The organism is Mesorhizobium sp. WSM4828 (assembly GCF_055811175.1).
Genome location: NZ_JBVVQK010000060.1, coordinates 1 through 14,420, shown reverse-complemented (window position 1 = coordinate 14,420; position 14,420 = coordinate 1). Strand labels below are relative to the sequence as shown.

14 protein-coding genes are annotated in these 14,420 nt (G+C 62.6%); 8 read left to right on the top strand and 6 right to left on the bottom strand.

What is annotated here, in order from left to right; genetic code table 11:
• The 3 genes from AC0L2X_RS31595 to AC0L2X_RS31585 form a co-directional block, all read right to left on the bottom strand.
• Positions 1-823: ABC transporter permease (locus tag AC0L2X_RS31595; protein ID WP_473601101.1), on the bottom strand; the 823-nt coding region annotated here is incomplete at its 3' end.
• Positions 820-1,806: an ABC transporter permease gene (locus AC0L2X_RS31590; protein ID WP_473560521.1), complete on the bottom strand. Its 987-nt coding sequence runs from the start codon at positions 1,804-1,806 to the stop codon at positions 820-822. The genes AC0L2X_RS31590 and AC0L2X_RS31595, both read right to left, overlap by 4 nt.
• A 262-nt stretch (positions 1,807-2,068) precedes the next feature.
• Positions 2,069-3,679: an ABC transporter substrate-binding protein gene (locus tag AC0L2X_RS31585; protein ID WP_473601100.1), complete on the bottom strand. Its 1,611-nt coding sequence runs from the start codon at positions 3,677-3,679 to the stop codon at positions 2,069-2,071.
• Positions 3,680-4,044: 365 nt separating this feature from the next.
• Here AC0L2X_RS31585 and AC0L2X_RS31580 point away from each other — a divergent pair, with 365 nt between their 5' ends.
• Positions 4,045-5,232, top strand: coding sequence for a M24 family metallopeptidase (locus AC0L2X_RS31580; RefSeq protein WP_473601099.1), 1,188 nt, complete (start codon positions 4,045-4,047; stop codon positions 5,230-5,232).
• 12 nt (positions 5,233-5,244) lie between these two features.
• On the opposite strand, the gene AC0L2X_RS31575 is transcribed toward AC0L2X_RS31580, so the two are convergent.
• From AC0L2X_RS31575 to AC0L2X_RS31565, 3 genes are read right to left on the bottom strand one after another with little or no spacing between them, the layout of a single operon-like run.
• Positions 5,245-5,664: a cupin domain-containing protein gene (locus AC0L2X_RS31575; protein ID WP_352491789.1), complete on the bottom strand. Its 420-nt coding sequence runs from the start codon at positions 5,662-5,664 to the stop codon at positions 5,245-5,247.
• Between the two features lie 25 nt (positions 5,665-5,689).
• The gene (locus AC0L2X_RS31570) at positions 5,690-6,529 is read right to left on the bottom strand and encodes a phosphoenolpyruvate hydrolase family protein (protein ID WP_473601098.1); all 840 of its coding nucleotides are present in this window, start codon (positions 6,527-6,529) and stop codon (positions 5,690-5,692) included.
• Between the two features lie 11 nt (positions 6,530-6,540).
• Positions 6,541-7,737: a Tm-1-like ATP-binding domain-containing protein gene (locus tag AC0L2X_RS31565; RefSeq protein ID WP_473601097.1), complete on the bottom strand. Its 1,197-nt coding sequence runs from the start codon at positions 7,735-7,737 to the stop codon at positions 6,541-6,543.
• 106 nt (positions 7,738-7,843) lie between these two features.
• Here AC0L2X_RS31565 and AC0L2X_RS31560 point away from each other — a divergent pair, with 106 nt between their 5' ends.
• From AC0L2X_RS31560 to AC0L2X_RS31530, 7 genes are all read left to right on the top strand, one after another.
• A complete protein-coding gene (locus AC0L2X_RS31560) occupies positions 7,844-8,539 on the top strand; it encodes a TetR/AcrR family transcriptional regulator (protein WP_473560512.1) in 696 nt (231 codons plus the stop codon).
• A gap of 358 nt (positions 8,540-8,897) precedes the next feature.
• Positions 8,898-10,214, top strand: coding sequence for an ABC transporter substrate-binding protein (locus AC0L2X_RS31555; RefSeq protein ID WP_473601096.1), 1,317 nt, complete (start codon positions 8,898-8,900; stop codon positions 10,212-10,214).
• 92 nt (positions 10,215-10,306) lie between these two features.
• A complete protein-coding gene (locus AC0L2X_RS31550; RefSeq protein ID WP_254816733.1) occupies positions 10,307-11,212 on the top strand; it encodes a carbohydrate ABC transporter permease in 906 nt (301 codons plus the stop codon).
• Position 11,213: 1 nt separating this feature from the next.
• Positions 11,214-12,173 (top strand): carbohydrate ABC transporter permease, encoded by a 960-nt coding sequence (locus AC0L2X_RS31545; protein WP_292661213.1) that lies wholly within the window; start codon positions 11,214-11,216, stop codon positions 12,171-12,173.
• Positions 12,170-12,391 carry a hypothetical protein gene (locus tag AC0L2X_RS31540; RefSeq protein WP_023675179.1) on the top strand — a complete coding sequence of 74 codons (222 nt, stop codon included), beginning with the start codon at positions 12,170-12,172 and terminating at the stop codon, positions 12,389-12,391. Before AC0L2X_RS31545 ends, AC0L2X_RS31540 begins: the two co-directional genes overlap by 4 nt.
• Positions 12,388-13,491, top strand: coding sequence for an ABC transporter ATP-binding protein (locus AC0L2X_RS31535; protein WP_473601095.1), 1,104 nt, complete (start codon positions 12,388-12,390; stop codon positions 13,489-13,491). Before AC0L2X_RS31540 ends, AC0L2X_RS31535 begins: the two co-directional genes overlap by 4 nt.
• Positions 13,491-14,420, top strand: a 930-nt coding sequence (locus AC0L2X_RS31530; RefSeq protein WP_473601094.1) for an ABC transporter ATP-binding protein, incomplete at its 3' end; no start/stop codon positions are given. The genes AC0L2X_RS31535 and AC0L2X_RS31530, both read left to right, overlap by 1 nt.

The following is a 14,420-nucleotide window of genomic DNA, read 5'->3' as shown; positions in this document are numbered from 1 at the left end:
CGCCCCCCCCCCCCCGGGCCGCCCCCCCCCGCCCGCCGGGGTATAAAACCCCCCCCCCCGGGCCCCCCCCGGGGGGGGCCCCCTCTTTCCCCCCCCCCCCGGCGGGGGGCCCCCCCCGGCCGCGGCCTTCGGCGATCATGCCGCCCCAGGTAACCCGGTTGGGATCGCCGAGGCCGAGAAAGGACAGCGCCGCTTCGGTGAGAATCGCCGCCGCGACGATCACCGACGACAAGGCCATTACCGGCGGCAGCGCATTGGGGAGCACCTCGCGAAAGGCGATCTCCAGCGGATGCATGCCGATGACGCGGGCGCCGGCAACAAAATCGCGCTCGCGGATCGACAGCACTTCGGCCCGCGCCACGCGTGCCGGTCCGGTCCAGGCGCCCAGCGCGATCGCCGCGACGACGACGCCGAGCGACGGCCCGACGATGCTGACGAAAGCCAAAGCCAGCAGGAAGGCTGGGACGGTCTGGAAAGCGTCGGTGATGCGCATCAGCATCTCGTCGACAAGGCCGCCGGCAAAGCCGGCCACCGTGCCGATCACGGCACCGACGGCAAGGGCGGCGGCTGCCGCAGCCAGCCCGACCGCCAGCGAGGTGCGGGCGCCGTGCAAAAGCTCGGCAAGGACGTCACGGCCGAGGCGGTCGGTGCCGAGTGGCAGCGACCAATCCTGGAACGGCGGCAGCAATGCCGGCCCGGCAATCGCTTGCGGATCGCCGGGAAAGAACAAAGGTGCGGCAAGTGCCACGGCAAACAGCGCCGCCAGGATGACTGCGCCGGCGATCGCTTCCGGCGTGCGAAGAAAGCGGCGAAGCGGGTTCACGCGCCGGCCTCACTGGCCCCGACGCGCGGATCGAGGAAGGCGTAGGCGATGTCGACGAGAAGGTTGATGATGACCACCAGGACGGCGCTGACGAGAATGATGCCGAGCAGCATCGGCGTATCGCGTGCTGCCACAGCTTCCTGCGCCAACCGGCCAAGGCCTGGCACGGAAAAGACACTTTCAATGACGACGCTGCCGCCCAGCATTTGCGCGGACTGCAGGCCGAGCATGGTGACCAGCGGCAACAGCGCGTTACGGGCGACGTGAGCGAGCACGATGCGACGGCGGGAAAGTCCCCTGGCGCGGGCGGCCAGCACAAAGTCCTGTCGCCAGACCTCGGCCATACCGGCGCGCATCATGCGGAGATAGAGCGCGAGATAAATGAAGCCGAGCGCCGAAACCGGCAGGACGAGATGGCGGGCGATATCGGCGGCGCGGTCGAGGCCGGTCCTGGCCGAGACGATACTCTCGATGCCGCCGATCGGAAACCAGCGCAGGTCGACGGCGAAGACAATGATCAGCACAAGCCCGAGCCAGAAGCCCGGCACGGCATAGAGCGCCAGCGAACCGATAGACAGGAAGCGATCGCGGAAGCTGCCGGGTCTGGCGCCGGCATAGATGCCGAGCGCCGAGCCGAGACCGAAGGAGAGCGCGGTGGCGCTGCCCATCAACAGCAGCGTGTTGGGCAGCCGCTCGAGGATGACGTCACGGATCGGCCGCGAAAAAGTGACCGATTGGCCGAGATCGAGATGCAGCAGCGCCCAAAGATAGTTGGCGAGCCGCGTCAGCTCCGACTGGTCGAGCCCCCAGCGGTGACGCAACAGCTCGATCATGCCGGCGTCGCCGCCGGTCGAGACGATGTAGGCATCGACCGCGTCGCCGGGAGCGGCTTCGAGCAACAGGAACGTGCCGATGACGACAATCAGCAGCACGAAGATGCTGCCGACGAGACGGCGGCGAAGGAGGATGACGGCGCGGCTCATGGGGAAAGGGCACCGCTGCCGGCCACTTGAGATTGCGTTCTACGGCGCCCCCCTCTGTCCTGCCGGACATCTCCCCCACGAGGGGGGAGATCGGCCGTCATTGCGGCTTTGGCCAATCTCCTACGTTGCAGGACTGGGCGAGGCGCCAACGCTGCCAATCTCCCCCCTCGTGGGGGAGATGTCCGGCAGGACAGAGGGGGGCGCGAAGGAACTCTCATTGTCGAATCTGAGCACCCAGGCCGTAGATCTGCAAGTCTGGAGGTCAACTCGCCAAATAAGTGTCCGCCCAGTTCGATACCGCCCAGCGCGGGTTGTTGGCGATGTTCTTGACCGTGTTGCGAGCGACGCTGATGAAACTCCATTCGGCGACGTTGATCAGCGGCAGGTCGGCGGCAACTTTTCTCTGGAACTCCTTGTAGAGTTCGGTGCGGGCGGCGGTGTCGAGCGTCTCCGATGCCTTGGCTATCAGGGCGTCGAGTTCGGCGTTCTTGTAGCCACCCTGGTTGGAGAAGGGCACGCCGTCGGGAATGCCGCTCTGCACCAGGATGGTGGTCGAGATCGCCGGATCGCCGCGGAATACCGGCGGCCCGACCGCAAGGTCGAAGGCGTGGTCGGTGTAAACAGCCTTAATATGCGCGGCTGAGTCGTTGTTGACCAGCTGGGCGTCGATGCCGATGGCGGCGAGCGCCTGGCGCAGATAGTCGCCGAACTGCTTGGTCTCGTTGAAGTAGGGCGCTGGCAGCAAACTCAGCGAAAAGCGCTTGCCGTCATCGCCTCGGCTGTAGCCGGCCTCGTCAAGCAAGGCGTTGGCCTTGGCGACGTCGAAGGCATAGGTCGGCACGTCGGCGGTGTAGAACTGCGGGTCGTTCTTCGGCACCGGGCCAGTGGCGGTGGCGGCATAGCCGAGAAACACCGTCTTGACGACGAAATCCTTGTCGATAGCGTGAGCGATCGCCTGGCGTACTTTCAGGTCGGCCAGCTCCTTGCGGCGATGATTGATCTCGACGACGAGCTGATAGGTCAGCCCTTCATAACCCTTGGTGATCACCTTGAGTCCGGACACTTTGGAGATGCGGTCGAGATCGGCCAGAGGCACGGCGGAGAAGGCGGCGAGCTGGATCTCTTCGGCCTCGAGTGCGCTGGCGGCGGAGGTGCGGTCGGGCAGCACCTGATAGATGATCTCGTCGAGATAGGGCTCGTCCTTGCCCCAATAGTCGGTGTTCTTCTCCAGCCGGTAATATTGGCCGGGCTTGTATTCGGCGAATTTGAACGGTCCGGTGCCGACCGGGGCGTTGTTGGCCGGGTTGTCCTCGATTTTTCCGGTCTCGTAGATGTGCTTGGGCACCACGCTGCTCAGCGCCGGCAAGGCGTTGCGGATCAGCTGGAACGGTGTCGGCTTGGCGAATTTGAACACGGCGGTCGCCTCGTCCGGCGTGTCGACAGCCTCCAGGTCCTTGAACACGGTGCGGCCGAGATTCTGCAGCGGCTTCCAGACCTGCAGCGCCGAGAACGCGACATCGGCTGAGGTGAAGGGTTTGCCGTCATGCCATTTGACGCCGTCGCGCAGTTTGAACGTCACAGACAGGCCGTCGGCGGCACCTTCCCAGCTGAGCGCCAGGCGTGGCTCGAGCCCGTCCTTGCCGCCGAAGGAGGCCTCGGCCAAGGCTTCCACGATCTTGCTCGAGATGAAGAAGACGCCGTTCGAGGCGACAATCGCCGGATTGAGGTTGCGCGGCTCGGAATCAGCGGCGACAACCAGTCGTCCGCCCTTTCTCGGCGTCTGCGCCGAGCCGATCGTCGGCATCGCGGTGGAGGCCAACAGCAATGCCGAACCCGCAAGCATCGTCCGTCTGGAAATGGTGAACTCTGGCATGATCGAACTCCGTCCTCTCCGCGACCCGGCCGGGTGCGCCGTACCCCTCGGACGCTGGTGAGCATCCCGCAAAGCTGATTATGGGCCTTGTGCGGGGTTTCGCCAAAGACGGAATTGGCGCATCTTTACGTGGCTTTGAAATTTCCGTCCGCTGGACCAGTTGTACAGAAACGGTTCGACGCGCGGATTCTGGCAGGACCAGACTGGGGTGAAGTGCAGCAGGTGGAGCAGCTTTTGGAGCTGGTTCGCCATTCTGGCTGGACCAGATCGGGCAAAATGATGCAGATTTAAGCATAGCCGAGGATCAGAGCCCGGAAAAGCCGGTGCCTGCGAGCGGCCCGCCAAGGGATTTCAGGGAGAGAGACATGAACATTGCCCCAGGCAAGAATGCCGTCGACAGCGTGCCGTTCGACCAGGCCAGGGTGGACGGGCTGATGGAGGAGGCCGGCATCGACGTGCTGCTCGCCACCTCCAAGCACAACACGCAATATCTGCTTGGCGGTTACAAGTTCATCTTCTTCGCCGCCATGGATGCGATCGGCCATAGCCGCTATCTGCCTGTCGTCGTCTATGAGAAAGGTGGGCCGGAGCATGCCGCCTATATCGGCAACCGCATGGAGGGCGGCGAGCACCAGAACCATCCGTTCTGGACGCCGACACTGCATGCCGCCTGCTGGGGTACGCTCGATGCCGCCAATCTGGCGGTCGAGCATTTGCGGAAGATAGGCAAGGGCAATGCCCGCATCGGCATCGAGCCCGCCTTCCTGCCGTCCGACGCCTATATGCTGATCCGCAACGCGCTGCCGGACGCCAAGCTGATCGACGCGACTGATATGCTGGAGCGCATGCGGGCAATCAAGACCGAGGCCGAGTTGGAAAAGCTGCGTATCGCTTCGGAGCTGATCACCGATTCCATGCTGGCGACCATCGGCTGGGCACGCGAAGGCACCACCAAGAGCGAGATCATCGAACAGCTCAGGCGCGAGGAGACCAATCGTGGCGCGCATTTCGAATATTGCCTGTTGACGCTAGGCTCCAGCCACAACCGTGCTGCCTCGCCGCAGGCGTGGAAAAAGGGCGAGGTTATGTCGATCGATTCCGGCGGCAACTACCACGGCTATATCGGCGACCTTTGCCGCATGGGCGTGCTGGGTGAGCCTGACGCCGAACTCGAGGATCTGCTGGCCGAGATCGACACAGTGCAGCAGGCGGCCTTCTCCAAGGTCAAGGCGGGCACGCTGGGCGGTGAAATGATTTCTCATGCCGAAGGCGTGCTGAAAGCGTCGAAGGTTGCGCCGTATACCGATTTCTTCGCGCATGGCATGGGGCTGATCACGCACGAAGCGCCGTTCCTGATGACCAACCATCCGGTGACCTATGAAGGCACCTATGCCGCAAAGCCGCTGGAGAAGAACATGGTGCTTTCGGTCGAGACGACCATGCTCCACCCGACGCGCGGCTTCATCAAGCTGGAGGACACGGTGGCGGTGACCGATGCCGGCTACGTCATGTTCGGCGATCGCGGCAGGGGCTGGAACAGGGGTGGAGCTTAGGCGCCGTCTATCTCAATTCCCGCCTGGCAGCAGCAACCTGAAATCCGGCAGGTCGCGCAGTGCCAATTCCGGCCCGGCCGGCGAATAGACGACGAAAAGCTGCATCGGCGCGTCGCCGGTATTGAGCGTCGAATGGAAGCGGCTTTCCGGCACATAGATGGTGCAGCCGGGGCCGACCTTCTCGACGACCGGATTGCCCTTCTCGTCTTCGACCATCTGCTCGCCATTGCCTGAGATGACGAAAATGATCTCCTCGGCACCCGGATGGTTATGACGCGTATGGCCCTTGCCCGACGGCAGGTCGACGACACCACCGGAAAAGCGCTTCGCGCCGTTCACTTCGGGAGCGACCGTCAGCGACAGCCTGCCCCAGTCGAAGCCGAAGGCGCTGACGTCTTTTGGATATACGAATACCTTGCTGTTGTCGGTCATCGTCCCACCCTTCTTTTGCTGGTCTCTACGCAGCGCCGAACGTGACGGCCTTGAAATCCGCCGTCTGCCTGGCGATCGAGGCTTCCGCCGGCAGCCGCTCCATCGAACTGGCGCCGTAGAACCCGTGCAGGCCCTTGCAGCGCTTGAGGATATATCTGGCGTCGTCCGGCATCGAGATCGGCCCGCCATGGCAAAGCAGGATTATATCCTCGCGCACTGAGCGTGCCGCTTCGGCAATGGCGTCGATCTCGCTGACACAATCGTCCAGCGATTTAGCCGACGTCGCGCCGATCGACCCGCCGGTGGTCACCCCCATATGGGCGACGACGACGTCGGCGCCGGCTGTTGTCATGGCGCGCGCCTCGTCTGGATTGAAGACATAGGGCGTGGTCAACAGGTCGAGTTTGTGAGCCTCGGCGATCATGTCGACCTCGAGCCCGAAGCCCATGCCGGTTTCTTCAAAACTCTGCCGCATCTGGCCGTCGAACAGGCCGATGGTCGGAAAGTTCTGCACACCGGAAAAGCCCATCGTCTTCAACTCGGCCAAAAGCAGCGGCATGATGACGAAGGGATCAGTGCCGTTGACGCCGGCCAGCACTGGCGTCTTCTTCACTACCGGCAGCACTTCGTAGGCCATCTCTTTGACGATCTCGTTGGCGTTGCCATAGGCGAGCAGGCCGGCGGCCGAGCCGCGCCCGGCCATGCGGTAGCGGCCGGAATTGTAGATGATGATCAGGTCGATGCCGCCGGCTTCCTCTGCCTTAGCCGACAGGCCGGTGCCGGCACCGCCGCCGACGATCGGAACGCCGTCCGCGATCATCTTGCGGAATTTCTCCAGGATTTTCTTGCGCGGTATGGCGGTCATGTCTTGGTGTCTCACTGTCTGGCGATGTCGAGGAAGGCCGTTGTGGCAGCCCAGGCGAATTCGGGGTCGTTGATGTGCAGCGGCAGGCGCAGCACGCGCCGCGTTTTGGCGGGTTTGATGGTACGCTCGATCGCCTCGAACAATGCGGCATCGGCTTCAGGGTCGAAGAAGGCGCCGCCTTCGATGTCGAGCGCCGACACGCCTTTCTCCGGAATGAGGAAACGAACCGGACCCTGGCAGAGGCTCAGCCTTGTACCGATCCATTCGCCGATCGTTCTGCTTTCGTCGGCAGTGGTGCGCATCAGTGTGACGTTTGGATTGTGCTCATAGAACAGCCGGCCGCGATAGCGTTCCGGAATTGTCGGCGGCGCCCAGAAATTGACCATGTCGAGCGCGCCGACCGAGCCGACATAAGGCAGCCCGGTGCGGGCGATGGCGCCAAAGCGATCTTCGGTCGCCGGCAGCACGCCGCCAAGCAGCAAGTCGCAGACTTCGGTCGTTGTGATGTCGATGACGCCGGACAACAGGCCGCTGTCAGCCAATTTTTCCATGGTGCGGCCGCCGGTGCCGGTGGCGTGGAAGATCATGCAGTCATAGGTGGAACGAAGCTCATCGGCGATCGCGGTCACGCATGGCGTGGTGACGCCGAACATAGTGAGGCCGAGCGATGGTTTGCCTTCGGGCGGTGGCGCCGGCTTTGCCGCCATGCCTGATATGGCCTGGGCAGCATTATGCAGCACGGCACGGGAAAGCCGGTTGAGGCCGGCCATGTCGGTCACCGACGGCATCATGACGATGTCGGAGATGTCGACATAGGGTGCGGTGTCGCCGGAAGCCAAGGTCGAAACCATGATCTTGGGCAGGCCGAGCGGCAGCGTGCGCATGCCTGCGGTGATGATCGAGGTACCGCCACCGCCGCCAATGCCGATAATCCCGGCAATATCGCTGCGCGACTGGACAAACCGTGCAAAGGCGGCGGCCATTGCCGCCACCGCGGTGCCGCGATCGTCGATGCCGAGCACGGCATTGCGACCCTCAGAATGGTGGCTGGCGATTTCGTCTGCCGAAATATCGACCGGCACGGTCGCGCCGCGTGTTCCGATGTCGACACGAGCAACCGAAGCGCCGGTAGCGGCGACTGCATCGGACAGAAAAGCGAGTTCCTCGCCCTTGGTGTCGGCGGTGCCCACCACATAGATCCGCTTCATCGCGTTTCCCCGGTCTTGGGCGTGCTCGGCGCTGCCACCCGTTTGCCCGGCCGTTCGATGGGCGAAGGGCCATTGCAATTTTTTGAGACGCGCGTATCGTATTGACATGGATGTCTCACGTCAACAAGCGACAGTGAACGACGACGCCGGCCAAGGCGCCAGCCCGCGGGTAGAGCGCGGGGCCCGCGCGCGCACCAGGCGTCTCATGCTGGAGACGGCGACAAAGCTGATGCAGGCGGGCGCCACGCCCTCCGTCAGCGAGGTGGCGGAAGCAGCGGAAGTCTCCCGCGCCACCGCTTATCGGTATTTTCCGAGCCAGGCGGCGCTGGTGCAGGCGGTGGTGGACGAAGGGCTCGGGCCGATCCTTACCTGGCAATCGAGCTCTGCCGATCCCGAGCGCCGGGTCGCCGAGCTGTTCGAGACCGCCATGCCGCGCATCGAGGCCTTCGAAGCGACGTTCAAGGCGGCGCTGAAACTGTCGCTCGACCAGTGGGCGCAGCGACAGGCAGGGACGCTGGGTGGTGAGCCGGCCTTCACGCGCGGCCATCGCGTCGACCTTTTGAAGGATGCGATCGCGCCACTCAAAGGCCGGTTGCCGCCGCGCGAATTCAAGCGGCTCGCGCAGGCGCTGTCATTGATCTTCGGTGTTGAGATGCTCATCGTATTGAAGGATATATGGGGATTGGATAGCCGCAGAATGATGTCGGTCGCTCAGTGGACGGCCGGCGCTCTGGTGCGCGCGGCTATGACCGAATCGATGATTGAAGGAGATGGGATCGCGCCGACGACGGCCGCTAGATAACGCCAATCTGGTTCGACCAGATTTTCAACCTGATTGTTCATACTACTAGCGATGCAGCGGCCCAGGTAAGGCATTCATGTATCAACGAGTAGGAAAATTCAGGGAAAACAGGCAGATATCGCAGAAACCAACTTGTCTGCGTGTCCGCCACCGTCCAAGAAAGGGCTTGACGTTCGTCTGAAATTGGTAATACCAGATCAGGACAAATAAAGCGGATCAAGGGTGAAGGCTAAGATCCGTTTCGGTTGAACGAGGAGGTTCAAAAACCGGAACGGTGCCGTCACGGGAGGACTACCAGGGCCGGCCTCGCCGCCGGCTCGCATGACGCGGTAGAATGCGCACAAGGGAGGAAATCATTATGCGCAAGACAATGACCAGCTTGCTTGCTGGTATCGGCCTAGTGCTCGCCTGCGGAACGTCCGTCTACGCGCAGGAAAAGGAACTTACAATCTTCTGGGCGGAATGGGATCCGGCCAATTACCTGCAGGAACTCGGCAACGAGTACGAGAAGGAAACCGGCGTCAAGATCACGGTGGAAACCACACCGTGGCCCGACTTCCAGACCAAGGCCTTCACCGAGTTCAACGCCCATGGCGACGCCTACGATATGGTCGTCGGCGACTCGCAATGGCTCGGTGCCGGCTCGACCGGTGGCCACTATGTCGACCTGACCGACTTCTTCAACAAGCATAAGGTCGGTGAAGTGATGGCACCGGCCACGGTGAAATACTATGCCGAATATCCAGGCGGCAGCGGCAAGTACTGGGCCATTCCGCTCGAAGGCGACGCCGTCGGCTGGTCCTATCGCAAGGACTGGTTCGAAGACCCCAAGGAAAAGGAAGCCTTCAAGGCCAAGTATGGCTACGATCTCGACGTGCCGAAGGACTGGAAGGCGCTGCGCGATATCGCCGAATTCTTCCACCGTCCGGACCAGAAGAAATACGGCATCGCCATCTACACCGACAATTCGTATGACGCGATGGCGATGGGCTTCGAAAACGCGCTGTTCTCCTTTGGCGGCGAGTTGGGTGATTATAAGACCTACAAGGTCGATGGCTTCATCAACTCCGACAAGGCGGTCGCGGCGCTCGACGCCTACAAGGAACTCTACAAGTTCACGCCCCCGGGCTGGGCCAAGTCGTTCTTCGTCGAGGACAACCAGGCGATCACTGAAAACCTGGCCGCGATGAGCATGAACTACTTCGCGTTCTTCCCCTCGCTGATCAACGAGGCGTCGAACCCGAATGCCAAGAACACCGGTTTCTTCGCCAATCCTCCCGGCCCGAACGGCGACCAGTTCGCCGCACTCGGCGGTCAGGGCATCTCCATCGTTTCCTACTCGCAGAAGCAGGAAGAGGCGACGAAGTTCCTGGAATGGTTCATCAAGGACGAGACCCAGAAGAAATGGGCAGCGCTTGGCGGCTACACCTGCAGTGCCGCCGTGCTCAAGTCGCCCGAATTCCAGAACGCCACGCCCTATAACAAGGCGTTCTATGAGACCATGTTCAAGGTCAAGGACTTCTGGGCGGTTCCGGAATATGCCGAACTGCTGCAACAGCTCAACCAGCGCATCTATCCCTACATGATCGGCGGCGAAGGCACCGCCAAGGAGACGCTGGACGCACTGGCAGCCGACTGGAACGCGACCTTCAAGAAATACGGCCGCGGCCAATAAGCATGAAGTTTCACGGAGGGGGCGTTCGTGCCTCCTCCGTTTCTTTTTCTGATTTTTGAAATCTTTCTGATTTCTGAACTGGGAGCAGGGTCTTGGCGACCACAATGATCACCACGCTGGACAGGTCCTCGCGGGCCGCCGCTCGCGGTCTAAGCGACATTTCGATCCGCAATCTCTTCATCATCCCGACGATCCTGTTTCTGATCGTCTTCAACATCTTCCCGCTGATCTATTCGCTGGGCTATTCGTTCACCGATTTCCGCGCCTCGACCAGCGCGGCGGCGAATTTCGTCGGGCTGCAAAACTATCGCGACCTGCTCAGCGATCCCTATGTCTGGTCCAACTTCGCCATCACCGCAAAATACGTCATCATCTCGGTCGCCGGCCAGCTGCTCGTCGGCTTCGGCGTGGCCATGCTGCTCAACCGCGACATTCCGCTCAAGGGCCTGCTGACGACGCTCCTATTGTTGCCGATGATGCTGTCGATGGCCGTCGTCGGCCTGTTCTGGAAGCTGCTCTACGATCCGTCCTTCGGCATCATCAATTATGCGCTGGGCCTCGGCACCTTCGAATGGCTGTCGAATCCGAAAATGGCGCTCTATGCGGTCGCGCTGACCGACATCTGGATGTGGTCGCCCTTCGTCATGCTGTTGTCGCTGGCCGGCCTGTCGGCCGTGCCCAAGCATCTCTACGAGGCAGCCGCGATCGACAGGGCCGGGCCGTTCTATACCTTCTTCCGCATAACGCTGCCGCTGGTTGCGCCGATCCTGATGATCGCGGTCATCTTCCGCACCATGGAGGCGTTCAAGACCTTCGACCTCGCCTACATCCTGACCAGCCAGCCGACGGCCGAGCTGATCTCGATCCGGCTCTACAAGATGGCGTTCCAGGAATGGCAGACCGGGCGTTCCTGCGCGCTCGCCTACATCGTGCTGATCATGGTGCTGGCGATCACCAACATCTATGTCAAATACCTCAACAAGGTGAAGGAGCGCTGAGATGGCCGCAGTCCGCACTTCTTCCGAAATCACTTTCAACCGGGTCGCCATCGTCGCTGTCCTGCTGGTGACGATCATCTTCCTGGCGCCGATCTACTGGATCGCCTCGACGGCGTTCAAGCCGCGCAACCTCGCCACCACCATTCCGCCGACGGTGGTTTTCCAGCCGGAGATATCGCCCTTCGTCAAGTTGTTCACCAAGCGTTCGCAGCTGCGCAGCCCGCCGTCGCCGGAGGAGTACGCGGCTGCGCCGTGGTGGGAGCGCGTCGTCTTCAATGGCGGCGAAAAGATCGTGCGCGACGGCAAGGGCCAGGTGCAGTGGTCGGGCTATCCGAGCCGTTTCATGAACTCGCTGATCGTTGCCATAACCTCGACCGTCCTGGCCGTCGGCATGGGCACCTTCACCGCCTATGGGTTCTCGCGCTTCAAGGTAAAAGGCGAGGCGGACCTGCTGTTCTTCATCCTGTCGACGCGCATGCTGCCGCCGGTGGTCGTCGCGATTCCGATGTTCCTGATGTACCGGGCGGTCGGCCTCAACGATTCCCATATCGGCCTGATCATCCTTTACACCGCCTTCAACCTGTCCTTCTCGGTGTGGCTGATGAAAGGCTTCATGGACGAGATCCCGAAGGAGTATGAGGAGGCGGCCCTAGTCGACGGCTATACGCGCATGGAGGCCTTCTTCAAGATCGTGCTGCCCGAGGCCGCCACCGGCATCGCCGCCACCGCCGTGTTCTGCTTCATCACGGCGTGGAACGAATATGCCTTCGCACTGATCATGACCAGTCGTCGCGCCCAGACAGCACCGCCTTTCATCCCCAGCCAGGTCGGTTCCGGCCTGCCGGACTGGACGGTGATTGCTGCCGGAACCTTCCTGTTCCTGCTGCCGGTCGCAATCTTCACCTTCCTGCTCCGCAACCATCTGCTGCGCGGAATGTCGTTTGGAGCGATCCGCAAATGAGCTTTCGCGACATCAACCAGAAATATCTCGAACCAGGCTCTCAAGTGCTGATGGTGCTCGGTATCATCGCGCTCTGCCAGCCGTGGAACATGCTGCTGCACAGCTACGGCGTGACCATCATCCTGATCGGCCTGATCGGCTTCAACATCACCTCCAAGATCGCGCCGGAGGAGAAGGCCGGCACCGGGCAAGGGGCAAACCCGGGGGCACAGCATTGACCCAGATCGAGCTTCGCGGCGTCCAGAAATATTTCGGCGCCGTCCAGGTCATCAAGGACCTCAACCTGAAGATCGACGACAACGAGTTCATCGTGCTGCTCGGCCAGTCGGGCTGCGGGAAGACGACGACGCTGAGGGCGATTGCCGGGCTGGAGACGATCGACGGCGGCGACATCCTCATCGACGGCAAGCCGGTCCAGCACCTCAAGGCCGCCGATCGCGATATCGCCATGGTCTTCCAGTCGTTCTCGCTCTATCCGCATATGAGCGTCTATGAGAACATCGCCTTTCCGCTCAGGGCGACGCGCAAGAGCAAGGCCGAGATCGACAGCGAGGTGCGCTCGGTCGCCAAGACGCTGCAGATCAGCGATCTCCTCGCCAAGAAACCGTCGGCGCTGTCGGGCGGCGACATGCAGCGCGTCGCCATCGGCCGGGCCTTGGTGCGGCGGCCGAAGGCGATGCTGATGGACGAGCCGATCGGGGCGCTCGATGCCAAGCTGCGCGAGGAGATGCGGGCCGAGATCAAGCGGCTTCACATCAAGCAGGGCTCGACCAGCATCTACGTCACCCACGACCAGATCGAGGCGATGAGCCTCGCCGATCGCATCGTCATCATGCATGAAGGTGTGCTGCAGCAGGTCGGCTCGCCGGACGAGGTCTATTCGCATCCGGCGAATCTTTTCGTCGCGCAATTTGTCGGCAGCCCGGTGATGAACGTCGCCGACGCTTCGGTGACCGAGAAAGCCTCATCGGCCTCGGTCACGGTCGGCGATGCGGCCGCCGGTTTCGAATTCCCGCGCGCCTTGTTGTCGAAGCTCAACGGCCATGCCGGCGGCCAGCTCGCGCTCGGCATCCGGCCGGAAGGCGTCCTCGTCCGCCGCGAAGCCGCCGAGGGATTCTTGCCGGTGGAGACGCAGATCGTCGAGCCGCTCGGGTCCTTCGACATCGTCGACCTCAAGGTCGGCTCCAAGATGCTGCGTGCGCGCACCAAGAGCGGCTTCATCGGGGGTCCCGGCGAAAGGGTCTTCGTCAGAATCGATCCCAGCCAGGCGCATTTCTTCGACACGGCGAGCGGCAAATCGCTGGGAGTGAGACTCTGATGGCCCACATCCAGCTCAAGAACATCTCAAAGAAGTTCGGTAACCACACCGCCTTGACCGGGCTTGATCTCGATATCGCGGATGGCGAGTTCTTCGTCCTGCTTGGCGAGACCGGCGCCGGCAAGACGACGACGCTGCGCATGATTGCCGGCCTGGAAAAACCGAGCGAAGGTCAGGTCTTCATCGATGGCGTCGATGTCGCAGACTGGGGCGCGGCCGAGCGCGACGTGGCGCTCGTGCTGCAGCAATATTCGCTTTATCCGCGCTATACGGTGCGCGAAAATCTCGAATTTCCGCTGAAGCCGAAGATCCGCCGGCTGCCCGATGCCGAGATCAAGGATCGTGTCGACCGCGCCGCCAGGACGCTGCGGATCGAGCATCTGCTCGACCGCAAGACCGACAGGCTTTCAGGCGGCGAGATGCAGCGCGTCTCGATCGGTCGCGCCATCGTGCGCAAGCCGCGGGTATTCCTGATGGACGAGCCGCTGTCGGCGCTCGACGCCAAATTGCGCGAGGCGCTACGCACCGAATTGAAGAACCTGCAGATGCAGCTTGGCGCTACCTTCCTGTTCGTGACGCACGATCAGATCGAGGCGATGTCGATGGGGGACAAAGTCGGCGTGCTCAACCATGGCCGCATCGTCCAGACCGGCACGCCGTACGAGATCTACAACAATCCGCACGACACCTACGTGGCGAGCTTCGTCGGCTCGCCGCCGATGAACCTCATCGACGGCAAGCTCGTCAACGGACGTGCGGTGATGGCGCCGCTCAATTTCGAATTGCCGTTTGCGGGGGGTGCCAAGACTTCGGGGGGTGCCAAGACGGGCGCGGGGGGGGGCGGGGGGGGGCCGGGGGGGCGGGGGGGGGGGGTGGGGGGGGGAGGGGGGGGGGCGCCCGCCCCGCCGCCGCCGCGGGGGGCGCGGGCG

Excerpts from the sequence above, each read along its gene's own strand:
- AC0L2X_RS31590 (WP_473560521.1), bottom strand. The coding sequence starts at position 1,806 with ATGAGCCGCGCCGTCATCCTCCTTCGCCGCCGTCTCGTCGGCAGCATC.
- AC0L2X_RS31585 (WP_473601100.1), bottom strand. The coding sequence starts at position 3,679 with ATGCCAGAGTTCACCATTTCCAGACGGACGATGCTTGCGGGTTCGGCA.
- AC0L2X_RS31580 (WP_473601099.1), top strand. The coding sequence starts at position 4,045 with ATGAACATTGCCCCAGGCAAGAATGCCGTCGACAGCGTGCCGTTCGAC.
- AC0L2X_RS31575 (WP_352491789.1), bottom strand. The coding sequence starts at position 5,664 with ATGACCGACAACAGCAAGGTATTCGTATATCCAAAAGACGTCAGCGCC.
- AC0L2X_RS31570 (WP_473601098.1), bottom strand. The coding sequence starts at position 6,529 with ATGACCGCCATACCGCGCAAGAAAATCCTGGAGAAATTCCGCAAGATG.
- AC0L2X_RS31565 (WP_473601097.1), bottom strand. The coding sequence starts at position 7,737 with ATGAAGCGGATCTATGTGGTGGGCACCGCCGACACCAAGGGCGAGGAA.
- AC0L2X_RS31560 (WP_473560512.1), top strand. The coding sequence starts at position 7,844 with ATGGATGTCTCACGTCAACAAGCGACAGTGAACGACGACGCCGGCCAA.
- AC0L2X_RS31555 (WP_473601096.1), top strand. The coding sequence starts at position 8,898 with ATGCGCAAGACAATGACCAGCTTGCTTGCTGGTATCGGCCTAGTGCTC.
- AC0L2X_RS31545 (WP_292661213.1), top strand. The coding sequence starts at position 11,214 with ATGGCCGCAGTCCGCACTTCTTCCGAAATCACTTTCAACCGGGTCGCC.
- AC0L2X_RS31540 (WP_023675179.1), top strand. The coding sequence starts at position 12,170 with ATGAGCTTTCGCGACATCAACCAGAAATATCTCGAACCAGGCTCTCAA.